Origin of the sequence: Nocardia sp. NPDC019323 (genome assembly GCF_044389845.1) — a bacterium.
GTDB classification, from domain to species: domain Bacteria; phylum Actinomycetota; class Actinomycetes; order Mycobacteriales; family Mycobacteriaceae; genus Nocardia; species Nocardia implantans.
This window is the reverse complement of the sequence record NZ_JBIRYN010000005.1, coordinates 239,482-257,665: the sequence shown is the minus strand read 5'-3', so window position 1 is coordinate 257,665 and position 18,184 is coordinate 239,482. Positions and strand designations below refer to the sequence as shown.

Annotated in this window: 9 protein-coding genes; 4 read left to right on the top strand and 5 right to left on the bottom strand. The window is 69.9% G+C overall.

From position 1 onward, the window contains the following. The first annotated feature begins 4 nt into the window (after positions 1 to 4). The 4 genes from ACH49X_RS20495 to ACH49X_RS20480 are packed head-to-tail and all read left to right on the top strand — an operon-like array spanning position 5 to position 12,916. Positions 5 to 3,229 (top strand): HEAT repeat domain-containing protein, encoded by a 3,225-nt coding sequence (locus tag ACH49X_RS20495; RefSeq protein ID WP_195081336.1) that lies wholly within the window; start codon positions 5 to 7, stop codon positions 3,227 to 3,229. Continuing rightward, entirely contained in the window at positions 3,229 to 6,549 is a 3,321-nt protein-coding gene (locus tag ACH49X_RS20490) for a hypothetical protein (RefSeq protein WP_195081337.1), read from the top strand. Before ACH49X_RS20495 ends, ACH49X_RS20490 begins: the two co-directional genes overlap by 1 nt. Next, positions 6,549 to 11,159 carry a hypothetical protein gene (locus ACH49X_RS20485; protein ID WP_357206016.1) on the top strand — a complete coding sequence of 1,537 codons (4,611 nt, stop codon included), beginning with the start codon at positions 6,549 to 6,551 and terminating at the stop codon, positions 11,157 to 11,159. Before ACH49X_RS20490 ends, ACH49X_RS20485 begins: the two co-directional genes overlap by 1 nt. After that, positions 11,093 to 12,916 carry a hypothetical protein gene (locus ACH49X_RS20480; protein WP_357206014.1) on the top strand — a complete coding sequence of 608 codons (1,824 nt, stop codon included), beginning with the start codon at positions 11,093 to 11,095 and terminating at the stop codon, positions 12,914 to 12,916. Before ACH49X_RS20485 ends, ACH49X_RS20480 begins: the two co-directional genes overlap by 67 nt. Positions 12,917 to 12,925: 9 nt before the next feature. Here the strand turns inward: ACH49X_RS20480 and ACH49X_RS20475 are convergent, their stop codons facing one another. The 5 genes from ACH49X_RS20475 to ACH49X_RS20455 all read right to left on the bottom strand — a co-directional run bounded on the left by ACH49X_RS20475 (position 12,926) and on the right by ACH49X_RS20455 (position 18,161). Beyond that, entirely contained in the window at positions 12,926 to 13,567 is a 642-nt protein-coding gene (locus ACH49X_RS20475; RefSeq protein ID WP_357206011.1) for an MsnO8 family LLM class oxidoreductase, read from the bottom strand. Positions 13,568 to 13,832: 265 nt separating this feature from the next. Continuing rightward, positions 13,833 to 14,504: a TetR/AcrR family transcriptional regulator gene (locus ACH49X_RS20470; protein ID WP_357206008.1), complete on the bottom strand. Its 672-nt coding sequence runs from the start codon at positions 14,502 to 14,504 to the stop codon at positions 13,833 to 13,835. A 78-nt stretch (positions 14,505 to 14,582) separates the two neighbouring features. Next, positions 14,583 to 15,353, bottom strand: a complete 771-nt coding sequence (locus tag ACH49X_RS20465) for an ABC transporter ATP-binding protein (RefSeq protein WP_357206005.1) — start codon at positions 15,351 to 15,353, stop codon at positions 14,583 to 14,585. Further along, complete coding sequence (locus ACH49X_RS20460) at positions 15,350 to 16,159, bottom strand: ABC transporter ATP-binding protein (protein ID WP_195081343.1); 810 nt, start codon at positions 16,157 to 16,159, stop codon at positions 15,350 to 15,352. Before ACH49X_RS20460 ends, ACH49X_RS20465 begins: the two co-directional genes overlap by 4 nt. Further along, a complete protein-coding gene (locus ACH49X_RS20455) occupies positions 16,152 to 18,161 on the bottom strand; it encodes an ABC transporter permease (RefSeq protein WP_357206002.1) in 2,010 nt (669 codons plus the stop codon). Before ACH49X_RS20455 ends, ACH49X_RS20460 begins: the two co-directional genes overlap by 8 nt. Positions 18,162 to 18,184 lie beyond the last annotated feature (23 nt).

The following is an 18,184-nucleotide window of genomic DNA, read 5'->3' as shown; positions in this document are numbered from 1 at the left end:
CGACATGCCCATATCACAGGAACGCATTCGCGAACTGCTCGACGCCGACGAACCGGACTATCGCGCCGCGGCGGCCGAGGTCGGCGGCGACGGTTTCGATGCGCTGACCATACTGGTGGCCGATCCCGAGCCCGCGGTTGCCGCGCGCGCGGCCTCGCTGCTCGCGACGATCGCTGTCGACCGGACCCACAGCGCCGCGGCCGTGCCGGTACTGACCATCGCCGCGCAGCACGCCGATCCAGGCACCCGAGCCGCGGCGGCGCTCGGCGCGACATCGGCCGGTGACGCGGCGAAAGATCTCATTGCCGAGTGCCTCGGCGATGCCGACGCCGGTGTGCGGCTGATCGCGTTCCGCGGACTGACTCCTCCGTTGGACCCGACGGTCGCCGCGGCGGTACAAACAGTCGCGGCGGCCGATCCCGCGCCCGCCGTGCAAGACCTCGCGATCGGCTTGTCCGCGCGCAACCCCGACCCAGCGCTGGCCACCGAACTGCTCGCGAGCGCTCTGGAGTTCGCCTTCGCGCGTCTGGCCGAGCTACGCGGCCTGCTCGCCGACGTCCCCAGTTTCGCCGCCGGCGTTGCTGTCCCCGGGTTCGCGGATGCGGGCGGAGCGGTCGCGAGCCTGCTCGTGGCCGCGAATGCGGCACTGGACCTGGTGCCATCTCGGATCGCGGCGCTCGACCTTGCCGGAGCCGCGCTGCAGATGGGGATCGCGCTGAAGGCGATCGGCGACGCCACGGCAGCGGTCGGTGGCCTGTCACTGACCGGTCTGCTGGCCACGAGGATCGGTTGGGATGCTGTGGTTCCACGCGGCCTCGCCGCCCAGCTCGGGCTTCCGAAGGCCGTGCCACAACTGCGGGTCGCGGACGGCGCCCTCGAGTACACGCTCATCGCCCCTGGACGCAGTCTGTTCGCCGCACCGGTCGGCGTGAGGTTCGACCAAGCGAAGGTGACCGTGCGGCTCGGAACGACCGGGCAGAAACCGGACTTCGGGATCAAGTTGGCGTTGACCGGGCTCTCGGCCGGTGTCGGAGGCGGCGCCCTCGCCGCGCTGTTCGCCGGTGCGGCAGGCTCATTCCAGGCTGACGCGGTCGTCGGCGTCGAGCTGGGCCGGGGCGTGACGATCGGCGGCGGTACCCGCGTCGTATTGCCCGCCAGGGCGAAGGAGGGCCCGATCGACGTCCGCGAGATCGCCGTCGAGCTGCCTGCGGGTGTTCCGAACACTGTCGACGTCGGGGCAGGACTGACCACCGAGCTCGGCGTTGTAGTCGCGACCGTCGACGGGGCGGGCGTGCACCTGCGCATAGATCCGGCGGCCGTGCGCGACGGCGTGAACCCCGTGTCGGTCGCCGTCCGCGAGCCCACCGGGATCGGCCTGCTGCTGGACACCGGGATCGTGCGCGGCGGCGGGTATCTCGGCATCCGTCCCGGTGGATTCGGGGGCGCGCTGCAGCTGCGCATGGGACCGGTCGAGATCAAGGCGGTCGGGTTGCTCACGCTGGATCCGGAATTCGCGCTCGTGATAGTGATGTCGGTGGAGTTCCGCCCACCGATGGACCTGACGTTCGGGTTCACCCTCAACGCGGTCGGCGGCATTCTGGGCATCCAGCACAGCCTCGACAGCGATGCGCTGCGTGTGGCCATGGCCGACGGCGCGCTCGACCACATCCTGTTTCCCGCCGACCCCGTCGCGGCGGCACCCGCCATTCTCAGCACCCTGGAGCGGGTATTCCCGACGTCGCCGGGATCGATCGTCGTCGGGCCGATGCTGGAGCTGGGCTGGGGCCGGCCGGTCAGCTTCCTGACCGCCCAGGTCGGTGTGATCGTGTCGCTGCCCGATCCGCGCATCGTGCTGATCGGGCGCGTGCGCGTCGCGCTGCCGACCCCCGACGTGCCGATCGTCGACCTGCGGGCGCTCGTCTACGGCGAGATCACTGCCGACCACCTGCTGGTGTTGGTATCACTCAACGGTTCCAGGATCGCCGGGTTCGCCGTCGGCGGCGACATCGGCCTGTTGTTGCGATGGGGCGGATCACCCGAGATCGCGATCAGCGCGGGCGGATTCCACCCGCGCTACCAGCCGCCGCGAGAACTCGCCGGAATGACACGGCTGAACATGGATCTCTCGCCCCCGGCGATCCTGTCACTGCGGGCGGAGGCCTACTTCGCGGTGACAACGAACAGTGTGCAGCTGGGTTCACGGGTGGAGATGTCGGCCGACGTCGGAGTGGCCGATATCAGTGGGCATTTCGCGTTCGACGCGCTGGTGCTGTTCTCGCCCTCCTTCTCGTTCCTGATCGACGCCAACGCCGGTCTCACCGTGCACGTGTTCGGAACCACCCTCGCGGGCGTTTCGCTGACGCTGCATCTGTCGGGCCCGGCGCCCTGGCGGGCGGCGGGCAGCGCCGAGGTGGAGGTCCTGTGGACGAGTGCCGATATCGACGTGGGCCCGTTCACCTGGGGTGACAACGACAACCCGCCGCCGACCCCGGCGGAGCCCCGCAAGCTCGTGCACGCCGCGTTGCATCGCAATCCCGGAGCGTGGCAGGCATTGTCGCCACCGGACTCCGACCGCGTGGTGCGGCTGAAGACCGCGCCGCCGAGCGAGGTCGAGGTGACGGTGCACCCGATGGGGCTGTTCGACGTGCGCCAGCACGCGGTGCCGCTCGAGACGATCGTCACGCGGGTGAGTGCCAACCCCGTCCCCGAGGGGCAGCGCCGGGTACACCTGGGGGTGCCGCTGGTGAACAACACACCGGTCGGCGCGGTGAGCCAGGTGACCGACTCGTTCGCGCCGGGTTCGTATCTCGACCTCGCAGAAGATCAGAAACTGTCGCGGCCGAGCTTCGAGCAGATGCCCGCCGGTGCGCGCATCCGGCCACCCGGTGAAGGCGCGAACTTCGACGCTGCCCGCGAGACCCAATCGCGCTACGAGACGTTCGTCTGCGACGACGACGAGTTGCTCGGACTCCACCTCATCGGCACAGACACGTTGTTCGCCTCGACCGCGTCCGTGGCGTTGCACGCAGGGGCCGCGGCGCGCAGCGAACTGCGCGCGCGCAGCCGGTATTCCGCCGCCCGCGATCCGATCGTGCTCGCCGATCCAGCCGAGGTCACGGTGGTGTCCAAGGCGACTGTCGCCACGGACGGGCAGTGGCAGACCTATACCCACGCGGCGGAGCAGCACCTGGCCGCTGACACCCAACTCGCACGGCTCGGAGTTTCCTGATGGCCGACACCCTGGAATCGCTTGCGGGCGCGAGGTTTCGCGCCGACGATGTCATCGCGGCGCTGCAGCAGCCGCTCCCCCCGGAACAGATCGTGCTGGACCGTTACGTGTTCATGCCGCACGCGCGCACCGGCATCGCCGCCGCGCTGACGACGCCGTTCGACTGGAACCTGCCCAGCCGCGCAGCGGTGGAGCTGAAAGTGCCGGTCGTCGACGAGCGCGGCTCGGTGGACGCCGAGATGCGTGTGCGCGTCTACGGTCCCGCCGACGTCCTCGAGGTCGATCCGCGTCAGGTGATCCGGGCCTTCCCGAAGGACGACGCCGTCGACGCCGAGGTGGACGACCTGGTGCACGTCGAATTCGATCGGCCCGACCTGCCGTGGCTGTTCACGCCCGCGGGGCCGGACGAGCAGGGCCGGCTGGTGCCCTGGCTGACACTCGTGGTCGCACAGAAACGACTCGTCGAATTCGGCGAGCAGCGCGGATCGGTGCGGGTGGCGCGGATCCGACGCGACCAGTTGCAGCCGCTGCACGACGCGTGGGCCTGGGCGCACGCCCAGGTAACGGGCGCCAAGGCCGCTGACGCCGAGACCGAACCCACACTCGAACGCCGCCTCGGCGAGGCGAACGCCGCGCACAACCTGAGCCGGCTGGTCTGCCCGCGCCGGCTCGATGACAACACCGCTTACACCGCGTGCGTCGTGCCGACGTTCCTGGCCGGCGCACAAGCAGCGCTCGGGCTTACTCCGGTGACGACGCTCGCGCCGGCGTGGGGCACAGCGGCCGACTCCACCGCCGGCGACCCGCTCGACATGGTGACGCTGCCGGTCTACTACTCGTGGAGTTTCGCCACCGCGCAGGACGGCAATTTCGAGAGCCTGGCACGGAAGTTGCGGCCTCGGGTGGCACCGCCCGGGGTCGGGCGCCGCCGGGTCGACACCACACATCCCTGGCCCGAACTCCAACTGACGGCCGAGTCCCAGGGCGCGGAGATGGTGGTGGCCGGTCCGGTCGTGTCGCCGCAGAAACCGGAGTCCGTGCCGGAGGAAGAATGGCCGACCGAGGCGGACCAGCAGTGGCCCGGCGATGTCACCGACACGCTGGTGTCGACGCTGAACCGGCCGGAGCGACTCGCGCACGCCGAGGACCCCGGGCCGCCGCTGGTCGGACCGCCGCTCTACGGCGCGATGCACGCGCGCCAGCCTCGGATCGAGATGGCCGAACCACAGTTGTCGAGCCAGCCGCAATGGTTCCGAGAGCTGAACACCGATCCACGTAACCGGATCGTCGGCGGGCTGGGCACGCGGGTCGTCCAGGCCGAGCAGGAGGATCTGATCGCCGCAGCCTGGAACCAGATCACCGGCATCGAGGCGGCCAACCGGGCGCTGCGGCTGGCGCAGCTGGCAAAACACGTCACCGCTTCGCTGCACCGCCGTCACTTGTCCCGGTTCACCGACGCCGCTGTCCTCGCGACGACCGAACGGGTGCATGGCAAGGTGCTGGACTCGCCTGGTCGCAGCGTGTGGGCAGTCCTCGGCGCGTCCAGCCTGCCGCACGCGGTGACGGCAGGCGCCTTCCGTCGGCTGTCGCGGGTGCGCGGGCCGATCGTGAAGACGGCGGTGCGCGAGGCGGCGCTGCGCCGAGCCCGTGTCGACGCGCTGACCGTGCTGCCGGACCGATTCACCCGCAACTGGGTCGCGAAATACGTTGCGCCGGACGGTATCCGCGCGTTGAGCGCCGCGGCCAGAGCGCGGCTCACCGCCGGCCTCGCCCAGGCGGTCGACCCACAGGTCGACCGCGACACCCTGCTGGCCCGTTGGCAGGAGTCGTTCACCCAGCCGACGCCGTCGGAGCTGTTGACGCCCGAATCGCTCGATCAGATCCCACAGGACCCGGTCCCGCTGGGCCGACACATCATCGAGTCGCTCGGCGCCCGCTTGGTCCGCACCGCGCCCGATGATACGGAGATGGAACACAGCGCGGACGCCGCCGCCAACGGGCTGGCATTCGCGACGATGCTCGGCGAGATCGTCGCAGGCGCCGACATCGTCGGACTGCTCCAGTTCCCCGTCGCTCGCGCGGACGCCGAGCGGCTGCAGCTCGAGCCGCTCGGACCGGCACGCGAATCGGACCAGGTATTCGTCTCACCGGTCGCACTGCGAGACTACGCAGCTCGCGCCAGGGAGTGGGCAGTGCGGTGGGAGGCTACCGCGCTGGACGAAGAGTTCGCGCAGACCGCAACCCGGTTGACCGGCTTGATCGGCGACAGCATCGACGTCGGCGGCGGCCGGATCTCGGCGGCGCTGCGCGCGATCGCGACCAGCGTGGTCATTGATGATCGGTTCACCGCACCGGCACGGGGGCGGATCAACGCTCCGGCGCTCGAGCTCGTCCGCAAGCTGGATCCCGCCCGCACGATCCCGGCCCGGGTCTCGGCGCGACTGCACCTCGGCAGCGGCCGATTCCCGAACTGGCTGCGGCCGGACTGGTTCGATGACCTGCTGGTCGAGCCGGTGATGGCGCACCCGCGCTTCACCTACCCGATGTACGAGCCGCTGCACCGCTACGACCGCGAATGGATGGTCCCAGGGCTCGGGCTGATCGAGTCGCCGGATATGGCGACGTTGCTGCTCACCAACAACCGGTTCATCGAAGCCTATCTGATCGGCCTGAACCACGAGATGGCGCGCGAGCTGCTGTGGCGCGAGTTCCCGACAGATCAGCGCGGCACCTACTTCGACTCGTTCTGGACCGGCGCCAAGGAGCTGGTGGCAGATCTGCACGAGACGGCTTGGCATAGTGGCGGTTTGCGGTCCCATGTCGATCCGCACCTCGACGGGCAGCTGGTCTTCTTGGTACGTGGCGACCTCATCCGCCGCTACCCCGGCGTCGTCGCGCACGCCGCGCGCGAAGCCGCCAGCGACCGCGGCATCCCCGTCTTCGAGGCCGACTCTCCGATCAAGACCCTCTTCCACGTTCATCTGCCGCCCAACCTGCTGCTGGTCGGGTTCGCGATGCCACGCGAACGCATCGATACGCCAGGCGAGAAATGGTGGTTCACCTTGTCCGAGAATCCGACAGAGCCGCGCTTCGGCCTCGACCCGTCCCGTGACGGGCCGATCACCCGAGACAATCTGGTGTGGACCGACCTCGGCGTCAACCGGCCCGGCGGGTTCCTCGACGCGACCACGCACACCGACATCGCCTTCGACAACTGCCGCTGGGGTGCGTCGAGCGCGCAGACGGCGTATCTGCTCTTCCAACTGCCGGCGCGAGCCGCGTTCCTTGCCAAGAAGATGGTCGCGGGGGCGGTGCTGTGATGGCCGAACTGGGGCGAGCGCGGATTCGGCTGGCTGCCGCCACGGCCGAACGGTCGAAGCTGATCGCTTCGCTGAACGAACAGGTGGCGCAAATCTCCTCGGCACGAGGATATCTCGGCGAGATTCAGGTATCCGGCGCACCGGGCGACCGCGACGCCGCTGCCGCTCGGGTCGATGAACTGGTCGAGCAGCGCGCCGCGGCGGCTCGGGCGATCAGTGAGCTCGACGAGCGGGTGCGGCTCGAACTGGGTGGATTGCTGGGCAACACGTTGCGGCTCGACGCCGACCTGCCGTTGGCGCTGCTGCCGGTGCGGGTGGAGACCCGCTCGACCGAGGACGGCGCGCGGCTGCGCGTGCGGATCTACCACGACACGCTGCACTCGGAGTCGCTGGACGAGGGCTTGTCGGACGTTGAGCGCGAGGCGGGCATCACGTACTGGACCGCCGTGTGGCCGGATCCCGCCGCGACCTCCGCCGCATGGCAGACGCTGCTGGCCGCGACGGGGAGACGCCGTGCCACGTGGGTGGCCGAAGCGCTGCGCCCGCGCAACCTGGCGCGGCGGCCCGCCGACCCACCGGACTTCCCGGCGACGCCGCCGCGCACCGCCCGCCCACCTGCGGCGCGCACCCTGCCGGACCGGTTCTATGTCCGGATCGAGCAGGACGGGGCAGCGCCGGTCACGGTGGCGGGCAACGCGATACCGGATGAAGTGCCCACCGGCCTGACCGACCGCGACGAGCTGAGTGCGCTGCGAATCGAGGGCCGGGACCTGCCGCCGATCGATGAGTCGCTGCGCTGGCTGGTCGACTACGACGAGGCGGTCCGTATCGGGATGGCCGTGACCGTCACCCTGCCGCGGCCGGGGGTGACCGTACGCAGGCTGCTGGTATTCGGCGTCCGCGCCGCTCTGGACGGCGCGGCAAGTGCGCAACGGCTCGAACAACTCCTGCGCTCGCACCAGTTCACCGACGGCGCCGAATTCGTTGCGCAGGGTACGCCGACGAACAACACCGAGTCGGCGCGTTCGGGGTGGAGCAAATCGACCCCGCCCGCTCCGCCGGACACCGACATCTCCGCTGCCGCGCCGGGCTCGAACGCTGCGGTGACGGCAGCCGCGCTCGGCGTCTCCCCGTCATCGACCATGTCCTTGGCCGGCGCCGATGGCCGCGAGCAGGCGCACGCGGCGGCGTTCAACACGGCTCTGTGGGCGACGACCTGGGGTGAGGCGATCGAGCACCTCACCCCGGCCGGTCGCGCCAACGGTGATCGGCGGCTCGACAGCGCCGCGCTCGATGCCGTGCGTGACCATTGGATTCACCATGTCCGCGGGCGCGGGCCGCTGCCGGTGCTGCGGCTGGGCAAACAGCCCTACGGGCTGCTCCCCGTCGTCCGAACCGACGAGGCATGGCAACCGCTACGCGGTGGCTTCGTGGAGAACCGGCTGGTCCCGTTCATCGACCAGCAGGTTCGGCGGATATGGGAGGACGGGCTTGGCGACGTCGCGACGGTGATGAACCAGCCCCTCGACGACGCGTTACCACGGATCCTGGGCACGGACGCCGTGCTGCGCGGCCTGCGGGTGCGCACGGCGCTCTCACCCGACCCGATCGTCCGCGGCGCGATGGCGTTGACGCTGCCGGATCTCGGCGATACCCGCAGCGGCCGCGAGATCACGAAGACGCTGCTGCTGCTCGCGGGCGTCGCCGACAACGCGCTCGACGACAACGATCTGCTCGGCGCCATGACCCGGTCGCTGGCCCTGCCGCTGGCGCACGACTCCGATCCGGCGTTCGTCGAGGCGCTGCTGCGCGGCGAGCCGCCCGGCGGGCCCAAGAGCGTGCTGCAGGTGCTGCTGGCGCATGCGGCAGCGGTCGAACAGCACGCCCGCGACTCGGTGCTGCCAGCCGGGCGGGCCGGTCTGCTGCACGAGATCATCGGCGAGAGCCGAACCGATTTCGACCGCGACCTCGTCGGGGCAGCCGTCGACTCGCTGTTGGAGGGCCGCGGCTGGGACGACCCGATGGTATCGGCGGCGGCAGTGCACATCGAGGAGCGCGTCGGACGGCTGGATCCGCGGACGATCGCCGATCGCAACCCGATCCCGGCGCTCGCGCCCCGCTCTACCGTGCAACGGGTCGCGGGCAGACAGGTGCGGCTGGAGCTGTTGACCGGCGCGGCGGGCCTGCAGGTGATCGGCGAGCTGCTCCTGCGGACCGGCTGGGGCGCGCGGTTCCGGTCGGCGCTCGAGACGATCGCGGGAATCGACTCGCTCGATGAGCGCCGGCTGTTGCTCGCCGAGACGCTGGACTGCTGCTCGCACCGCCTCGACGCCTGGATCTCCGCCGCGGCCGCGCGTCGGCTCGCCGACGTGCGGTCGAGCCGGCCGCGGGGTGCGTACATCGGCGCGTACGGATGGCTGGAGAACATCGAGATCCGCGTGCCGGCCGACGCGGGGACCGTCGACGGCCTGGATGTGCTGCAGGATGGGGCGGACGGCGGATACGTGCACGCGCCCAGCCTCACCCACGCCGCGACCGCCGCGGTACTGCGCAGCGGCAGGCTCACGCATCGCCGCGGCGACCCGAACACCGATGCTCTCGACATCGACCTGTCGAGCAACCGCACACGCGACGCGCTGTCGTTGCTGGAAGGGATACGCAACGGCCAGTCGCTGGGCGCGCTACTGGGCTACCGGCTGGAGCGTCGGCTGCACGAACGCTCGGGCGGTGAACTCGAACTCGACCGTTTCATCTATGTGCTACGCACACTCGCTCCGCTGCGGTCGGGCAAGCTCACCGAACCCGGCGCACCGGTACAGGAGGGCTTGGCAGCGTCGGATGTGGTGGACGGCCTGCGGCTGATGGCAATCGACCCGCAGCTCATCGCGCAGAAGCTGGAGGAAGGCCCCACCGACAACCGGTACATCGACCAGTGGGTGCCGCCGCTTGCCGACGAGTCGAAGGCGGTGCTCGCCGCAATCGCCGAACTCGAGCACACCCACGACGCGGTCGCCGACTTGCTGCTGGCCGAGTCGGTGCACCAGCTGGTCTCCGGGAACCCCACCCGGGCCGCGGCCGTGCTCGATGTGCTCGGCGCCGGAGAGTCCGTGCCGCCCGACCCCGACGTCGTCCGCACGCCCCGCACCGGGGTACCGATTCAGCACCGGATCGCGATCGTCGTGCCGGACCCGTTGCCGTCCCGGGTGCCCGGGTGGAGTCCGATGAGTCCACGAGCAGCGGCCGAACCGCGACTCGAGGCGTGGGCGCAGCGGGCACTACCGGACCCGTCGGCTATCCCGATCGTGCCCGATCGTGCGTTGAACGTCGCCTATTCCGGCCTGTCCGCCCTCGACATGCTCTACGACAGCGACGGCGACAACGTCGGCGCCTCGACACTGGTCCGCCGGCTACGGGTGCGGTTCCCCGATCTCGGCGACGACTTCTCGGCACTCGCCCCCTACTGGGAGCTGGCCTCGATGCTGCGGGCTTTGTTGACCGGCGGGCGCGCGCTCGACGTGGCCGACCTCGGCCGCCCGCTCGCCGCGGCGGACGTGGGCCGAGCCCCTGACACTGCCGAACTGCTGGCCCGGGCGCGACAGGCCACCGATCAACTGAAAGCGGCTGCGACAGGGGTCGATCCGGAACCGATGCTGCTCCGATTCGGTGTGCGTGCGCCGGTCGGGGCGGGTGCGGCCGACGGCGGCGAGCAGGCCGCGACCCGGCACGCTCTGGTCGAGGAAGCCGAGCAGCGAGCGGCGGCGGCGGCCGCTCTGCTGGCGAGGGTTACCGTGGACATGCCGGCGAAGTCGGTGGTGGAACTGGCGACCGAGGCGCTGCGAGTGGTGTTCGGCGGCGAGTTCCGGGCAATTCCTCTGCTGTTCGCACCGAGGGCCGGCGAAACCGACCTGTGGTCGGGTGCGGTCGGTACCACCGCGGTGAACCCGCGGCCCGGGGCGGACCTGCGGCCGTGGCTGGAGCGCGCCGGGCGGATGCGCGCGCACACCGGCACATTCGGCGAAACGCTGCTCGTCCGTGAAGCATTCGGCATGCATCCCCGGTTACGCGCAGTCCAGTCGCCCGCCGGGGCCTATGGGTCGTGGGTCGGCCTACCGTTCCCCGAAGGCCGTCCGCCGATGGTGCCGCTGACGAACACGGTGGTCGAGGTGGCCGGGCCGCCTGGCGCCGACCTCTCCGGCGCAGTGGCGGGCGTCGTGCTGGACGAGTGGACCGAAGTGCTGCCGCGGCGGCTCGAGCGGCGAGATCCCACCGACCCGGACGCCGCACCCGAACTGGTCGACGTGACGACGACCGCGATCGCGCTCAATGCCAACGCACCCGGCTCCCGTCCGCCGCAGGCGATCCTCCTGGCGTTGTCCGCGGACGGCTCGGACTGGGACGCCGACAAGCTCGTGGCGGTGCTCGACGAGACGATGGCCTTGGCCAGGATGCGGCTGCTCACCCTGCAGCAGCTGCCCTACGCCGGGCGATACCTGCCCGCGCTGTACTTCCGTGACTGGTCGCTGCAAGGTGAGCCGGTGATCGAATGGGCGAAGGTCGCGACCGAGTTCGACACAAGAAGCGTGCTCGACTATCTCGAGGCGGAGCAGTAATCATGGCAGCCGACTTCATTTCCGCTCGGGAACTGACCGAGATGCCGGTCTTCGCGCTGGCGGACCCCCCGACATGGACCCGGCTGGAGCCGCAGAGCAGTTCAGGTGACCCGAGTCCAGGAACCCAAGCGCGCGTGCACGATCCGCTGTGGCTGATCGGCCGGCAATGGCAACTCGGTGAATTCGAGGGAGAAGACGCCGGTACGCCGCTCACCGTGCGGGTGGTTACCGCCACCACGGCGGTGGATCGGTGGGCGGCGCGTGACGACACCGCGGGCATCGCGTTCGGCCGCGAGCGTCAGGAGTTGTTGGAGCCGTTGGTCGAGCGCGAACCGGTGGGCGAGGTTTCGCCAGGCCTGCGGGCACGTGCGGAGGCGGCGGCGGCGTTGCTGGCCGCGCTCGCCGACGCCGGGCTCGGTGGCCTGCGCGCCGACGTCGTCGTCAACTGCCCGCTGGATCTGGACCCGCTGCATCACCCGGACGGCACGCACGCCGCGCTCGATCCGCACTGGCTGCGGCTGGCGCGGCTGCTCGATGGCCGCGGCATGGCCGATGGGGAACTGATCGCCGACGCGTTGGGGGCGGCGGCACCGGCGCTGCCGGCTTGGCTGACGGGAGCCGATGAGGCGGGGGTACGGGCAGTGACCGATCCCTGGCTGTCCTGGTATCGCGCCGAGGTGTCGCCTCCGGCCGGTGGGACGGATGCCTGGGTCGGGCCACGGCTCGAACATTCCTTCCGGATCGGCGCGGGCGACGTCGTCCTGGATGCGCCTTCGCATTCGGGAGGCGATGTCGACTGGTACAGTTTCGAACCCGCCGCAGCGGGCGCGACGCTGTCCGAGCCCGTCGGGGCGCGCGCCGCTGCGCCGCCGCAGCGCCGGGTGCATGCGTTGCTGGCAACTCCCTTGCGCTACCCGGGCATGCCCGCCGATCGGCTGTGGGAGATGGAGGACGCGGCGGTCAGCCTCGGTGTGGTGGAGAGCGAGCCGTGGGATCTGGCTCGGTTGTTGGTGGCCGAGTTCGCGCTGACTTACGGCAACGACTGGCTGGTGGTACCGGTCGACGTGCCGTTCGGTTCGTTGACCACCGTCGAATCCGTGGTCTACACAACGACCTTCGGCGAGCACTTCGTGGTGCGTCCGACCGACGTGACCAGCCCCGACAGTCGCTGGCGCATGTTCACGATCACCTCCGATGACGGAGTGACCGCGGACGGATTGCTGGTGCCTCCTGGCGCGGTCGCGGTGCAAGACGGACCGGCGGTCGAGGAGGTTCTGTTCCTGCGTGACGAGATGGCGAACCTGGTATGGGCGGTGGAACGTTCCGTCGAAGGGCCCAGCGGGCTGGCCCGCGATCGCTCCCGCGAACACGACGACCCGCCCGCACCCACGCGCGGACCGGTGACGCGGGCCGCACTGGACTATTCGCTGCAGACGGGGGTACCAGCGCGCTGGATCCCGTACGTGCCGCGCTCCACCGGATACCGGTCGGTCGAGCTGGTGCAAGGTCGCATGCCGCGTCCCGACGGCACACAGGCCGAGCCGCAGGGCCGCTTCCTCGCTCGGACCGACACCCGCGAGATCGCCGATGCCGAGATCCCGCGCGAGGGCTTACTCATTCGCCGCCAGCCGAGCATTACGCGCCTACCCGACGGCAGCTACCTGCGCTGGACAACTCGGCGTGTCGGTGTCGGACGCGGCGAAGGCGCAAGCCAGCTCGCGTTCGACTCGGCTATCGCGCGGCGCCCGGCTCAGTAGGGCGACTAGCTATGACGGCTGGAATGTTCGCAGGTATGTCCGGACTGCCGCAACGGTATTCAGCGGCTGCAGATGGTGGGCGGCGACAAACGGGAGCCCGAGGCTCCCCGCGATTCGGGCGGTGTGGTCACCGCTGCCGAGCATCCAGATTTCCGGTCTGTTGCCTACGGCGGGCACCGCCGCCGCTCGGCCGCCGTCGTTGTCCGTGTCGAACAGCGCGAGCAGTTCCCGTACCTGATCGTCGAATGGTGTGACCGTGCGTTCCTGTTCGCTGCGCACGCGGTCGGCGATGTCGCGAGGTCCGCCGAGGGCACGCCCGAGCCCGAGATCGATACGTCCGGGGTGGAAAGCCTCCAGCGTGCCGAACTGTTCAGCGATCACGATGGGAGCGTGGTTGGGCAACATCACCCCGCCGGCTCCGACCCGTATCCGCTGTGTCACCGACGCAATGCGTTCGGCGACAACTGCCGGTGCCGCGCTGGCCACGCCTGGCATTCCGTGGTGTTCGGGCACCCAATATCGGTGGTAGCCGAGATCGTCGGCCAGCTGCGCCAGTTCGATGCTGTTACGCAGCGCCATGCGCGCGTTCGATAGCTGCGTGATGGGAGCCGTGTCCAGAACCGAGATGTGAACCTTATGCTGATGTTTCATCGTCGAGGGTCCCTTCCGCGGCAGGATCCCGCGCTTGTCCAGTTCCGACCGACATGCACCATCCATCGTGCGCGAGGTCTCCATCCTCCGAGTTCGGGGCTCGATCGGTGGATAGCGGGAGCGGGATCCACTGGGACGGGCACACCGACACACCTCTGCGGTACTCGGGACGGATCCACGACCCGAAAGCTGAGAAGCCGTTTCGAACTCCGACAAGAGGTGATGGCGGCGGGCAGGACGAGCGGGGCGGTGGAGTGAAGGTCCACTAGCCCTGCGCGGGAGTGGTGTCGAGAGCGCGCAGCTGGCCAGGGTCGATCGCGCGCAGAACCGCCAGTGAGGCGGTGACGGCCAGGTCGCAGGCCGCGCCGATGTCCGCGCCGTCGACGATGACCGCCCGGTAGGCGATGTCGAGGCTGATGCCGAGCAGCATGGTGGCGAGGGTGTCGGCGCCGCGGCCGATGGGCGTTCCACGCTCGGCGTAATTGGCGCGCAGTTCCTCGGCGACGCGGGGTTCGAGAGCGGCCGAGAGCCGCCGCCCGGGATCGGTGTCGTCGTATCGGTTGTCCAGCAGCACGCGGAAGCCGCGGGGGTGGCGGCGCGCGTATTCGAACAGCGACTCGATCGAGTACCTGGCCCGCCTACCGTAGTTCATCGTCTCGCCGTGATCGTAGATCTCGAACATCCAGGTGGTGAGTTTGTCGAGTTCGCGTTCGATCACGGCGTGGACCAGGGCGTCGCGCGAGCCGAAATGGGCGTAGAGCGTCACCCGCGAGGTGTCGGCACGGCTGGCGATGGCGTCCATCGTGGCGCGATCGACGCCGACCTCTGCCATCACCGCACACGCCGCGTCCAGCAGCTGTGTGTCGGTCGGACGGTTGCGAGTGCTGCGGCGCGCGGGCGGGCCTTTGCGCCGATCCCGGTGCCCGCTCTCGGTCACGTTCCTCCCCTCTTCGCCTGACGAAGCTCTCGATGCGGCGCCACCTCCGCAGGAGTCGGGGGCGTGGCATCGCGAGCGTCAGTTCCGCGCCGGATTCTCCGACGCGTCCTCGAGGTTACCGAAGTAGGCCGCTTCGACCTTGTCCCGGCGCTCCCGCAGCTCGGTCGCGGAACCGGTCAGCGCTGCCCGGCCGTGGTGGAGCACCACCGCCGAGTCGGCGATCGACAGCGCGAGTCCGATGTGCTGCTCGACCAGCACCACGGCCATGTGCTGGTCGTCGGCGATCTCACGCAAGCGAGGCAGCAGCTCTTCCACCGCGATGGGGGACAACCCGAGGCTGAGTTCGTCGATGAGCAGTACTTTCGGCCCGCACAGAAACGCTTTGGCCAGGGCGAGCATCTGCTGTTCACCGCCGGAGAGCGTGCCGCAGCGGCGGGCGCGCAGCGTGCGCAGCTTCGGGAAGTAGTCGAGCACGTCGTCGAGAGCGGGACTGTTCTTGCGACGGGAAAGGCGTAAGTTGTCCTCGACCGAGAGGCGGTGGAACACCCCGCGGCTGTCGGGCACCAGGATCACGCCGCGGCGCGCGTTGCGTTCCACGCGCCGGTCCAGAGGTTCGCCGAGCGCGGTGACGGCGCCGGAGATGATCGGCAGCGCACCGACCGTCGCCAGCAGGGTCGTGGTCTTACCCGCGCCGTTGGGGCCCAGCAGGGCGAGGATCTCACCCGCCCTGACCCGCGCGCTCAGTTCGCGCACCGCGGGGACGCCGCCGTAGCCGACGGTGAGCCCTTCGATACTCAGGACGGGCTCGGTCCGGGACTGGACGGGGCGGGTCGCGGCGGGGCTGGTCATTCGTTCTCTCCTGCCGGCCGGTCGGCCGTCGCCGGTGGTCGCGCGTCCTCGCCGTGTGCGGCGGTGCCCAGATAGGCGGTGATCACGCGGGGGTCCTCCCGAATCCGAGCTGGTTCGCCGCTGGCGATGACGACGCCGAAATCCAGGACGTACAGGCGGGCACAGATGTCGAGCACGAGCTGCATGTCGTGGTCGATGAGCAGCACGCCGATGCCCGAAGCCGCGATCCGGCGCAGATGCTGCCCGAATTCCGTGCTTTCGTGGGTGTCGAGCCCGGCAGCGGGTTCGTCGAGCAACACCACCCTGGAGCCGCCGACGAGGGCGCGGGCGACGCCGACGAGTTTCTGCTGCCCAAGGGTGAGTTCGGTGGGGCGAAAGCCGCCGACACCGGGCACACCCACCAGATCCAGTGCGGCCTCGATGGTCTCGCCCGGTGGCGCGGACCGCCCTACGATGTCGGTCAGCAGGGAACGCAGACCGGTGCGCTGCAGCGCGACGGCGAGGTTCTGCTTCACGGTCAGGTCGCCGAACAGTTCTCCGGCCTGCCAGGTCCTTGCCAGTCCGGCGCGGCGGCGGCGATGCGGTCCGAACCGGTCGAGCGCGACGCCTTCGAGGGTGACGTGCCCGGTCGCATCGGTGAAGCCGGTGACCGCGTCGACGAAGGTGGTCTTGCCTGCGCCGTTGGGCCCGATCAGGCCGACGATTTCGCCGGCGCCGACGGTGATGTCGATATCGGAGTTGGCGGCGACGCCGCCGTAGCGCACCGACAGTCGCTCGGTTCGCAGTAGGGTCGTGGTCTCAGACATGTGCCGCCGCCTTCTCCTGTGCGCCCGGCGCCGGTGCGGCCGCGGGTTCGCCGCCTGATCGGCGGGCGATCACCGCCTTCAGACGGTGTGTCGTCCCGGTGATCGCCCCGGCCACGCCGACCGGGTTGAGCACCGCCATCAGCAGCAGCACGCCCGCGGCGATGAGTTCGTAGTACTCGCCGAGTTCCAGTGTCTGGTTGAGGAATACGTAACCGACGCCGAGCGGGCCCGTGATCCCGGCGATGAACGCGCCGGTGACGGAGGTGATGCCGCCGACGTAGGTCATCGCGAGCACCGTCAGGCCGATCATCACCGTGAACGACCCTGCCGAGAGCTGCCCGCGGCTGTAACCGATGAGGCAGCCTCCGACGCCGGCGAGGAAGGCCGAGACGGCGAAGCCGAGCAGCTTCGTCTTCGCGACGTCGATGCCCACCGAGGCCGCCGCCCGCTCGTTGGAACGCACCGCCAGCAGCGCCCGTCCGGTGGCGCCGCCCATGATCCGCATCACCCCGAGCGTGCAGATCGCGACCACCGCCAGCACCATCAGGGCGAACCGCAAGGTGACCAGGTCGGTACCATCCCGGACTCCGAGATCTACGCCGAACAGGGTGGGGTCGGCGATGAGATTGCCCTGCGCCGGTGTCAGCGACGGATTGTTGAACACGAAGCCCTGGATGGCCAGTGCGGCCGCCAGGGTCACCACCGCCAGCTGGGCGCCGCGGATGCGCAGCGCGGGCACGCCGACCAGGATGCCGAGCGCGGTGGCGACCAGCGCCGCCGCGATCATGCCGAGCGGGAACGGCACGTGCCAGTTGTTCGCCAGCTTCGACAGCGCGAATCCGGAGGTGCCCGCGAAAGCCATACTGGCGAGGGAGATCTGACCGAGGTAGCCGGTCAGCAGCACCAGCGAGAGCGCGATGAGCGACAGGATGATGGAGGTGACGACGCCGAACCGCCATGTGCCCGTGGTCGAGACGATGGCCGCGAGGGCGATCGCGACGACGGTCAGCGTCGGCGCCAACCGGATCCGGGGGATCGTGACGGCGGGCATCTGCACCGACCCGAGCGAACCGCGCGCCGGGATCCTGCCGCCGAGCAGGAACAGCGCGATGATGATGATCACGAAGGGCACCGCGTCGCCGAGCCCGGCCTGGGCCCAGTTCGGCCAGAAGTCTTTGGTGTCGGCCCACAGGATGACTGCCTGGAACGATCCGAGCACCAAGCCGGCAGCGCAGGCCACGCCGAACGACGCGAGCCGCCCGACCAGTGCCGCGGCCAGCGCGGGTATCACGTAGAAGGTGTAGCTCGTCTCGTTGAGGCCGATGGTGTAGGCGGCGAGGACGCCGATGAGCCCGCAGGCCGCGCCGGTCATCACCCACACGATCGCGGCCAGCCGGTCGGGCGAGTAACCGGTCAGCCGTGCCGCGAGTTCGTCCTCGGAACCGGCGCGAGTCGCGATCCCGACGGTGGTGAGCGTGAAGTATGCGCGCAGCCCGACCGCGACGGCGATCGCGACGCCGGCCAGGATCAGATCCGACACATTGACCGTCGCACCGGCCACCGTGACAGTGTTCTCCGGCAGAAGCGGTGTCGCGAAGAGGTTTTCGGTGTCGAACCGCAACCCGACGAGGGCTTGGAGGAACAGCATGAGCCCGACCGATGCCACCACTTGGGCCAGCACCGGCGCCTTGCGCAGCGGCCGGAACACCAGCAGGTGCGCCAGCAGCGACCAGGCCGCCGCAGAGCCGACGCCGAGCGCCGCGGCGGCCACCATCGGTGTCGGATGGTCGGCGGTGCCGAGGGAGAGACTGCCGACGGGCAGGACGAAGGTGCCGTCGGTGCGCAGCGCGGCCACGACATATACCGCCCACAGTGCGAAAGCGCCCTGCGCGAAATTGATGATTCCCGTGGCGGCGTGCACGCCGACCAGCGAGGAGGCGAGCACCGCGTATACCGCGCCGGTCGACAGACCTAAGAAGACGAATTGCAAGAACTGGGCCATGTGATCCCGATTTCTCTTGAATG

Bases quoted from the DNA above. Each gene is read 5' to 3' on its own strand.
- ACH49X_RS20485 (WP_357206016.1), top strand. From the start codon at position 6,549: ATGGCCGAACTGGGGCGAGCGCGGATTCGGCTGGCTGCCGCCACGGCC.
- ACH49X_RS20480 (WP_357206014.1), top strand. From the start codon at position 11,093: ATGGGCGAAGGTCGCGACCGAGTTCGACACAAGAAGCGTGCTCGACTA.
- ACH49X_RS20495 (WP_195081336.1), top strand. From the start codon at position 5: ATGCCCATATCACAGGAACGCATTCGCGAACTGCTCGACGCCGACGAA.
- ACH49X_RS20465 (WP_357206005.1), bottom strand. From the start codon at position 15,353: ATGACCAGCCCCGCCGCGACCCGCCCCGTCCAGTCCCGGACCGAGCCC.
- ACH49X_RS20490 (WP_195081337.1), top strand. From the start codon at position 3,229: ATGGCCGACACCCTGGAATCGCTTGCGGGCGCGAGGTTTCGCGCCGAC.
- ACH49X_RS20460 (WP_195081343.1), bottom strand. From the start codon at position 16,159: ATGTCTGAGACCACGACCCTACTGCGAACCGAGCGACTGTCGGTGCGC.
- ACH49X_RS20475 (WP_357206011.1), bottom strand. From the start codon at position 13,567: ATGAAACATCAGCATAAGGTTCACATCTCGGTTCTGGACACGGCTCCC.
- ACH49X_RS20455 (WP_357206002.1), bottom strand. From the start codon at position 18,161: ATGGCCCAGTTCTTGCAATTCGTCTTCTTAGGTCTGTCGACCGGCGCG.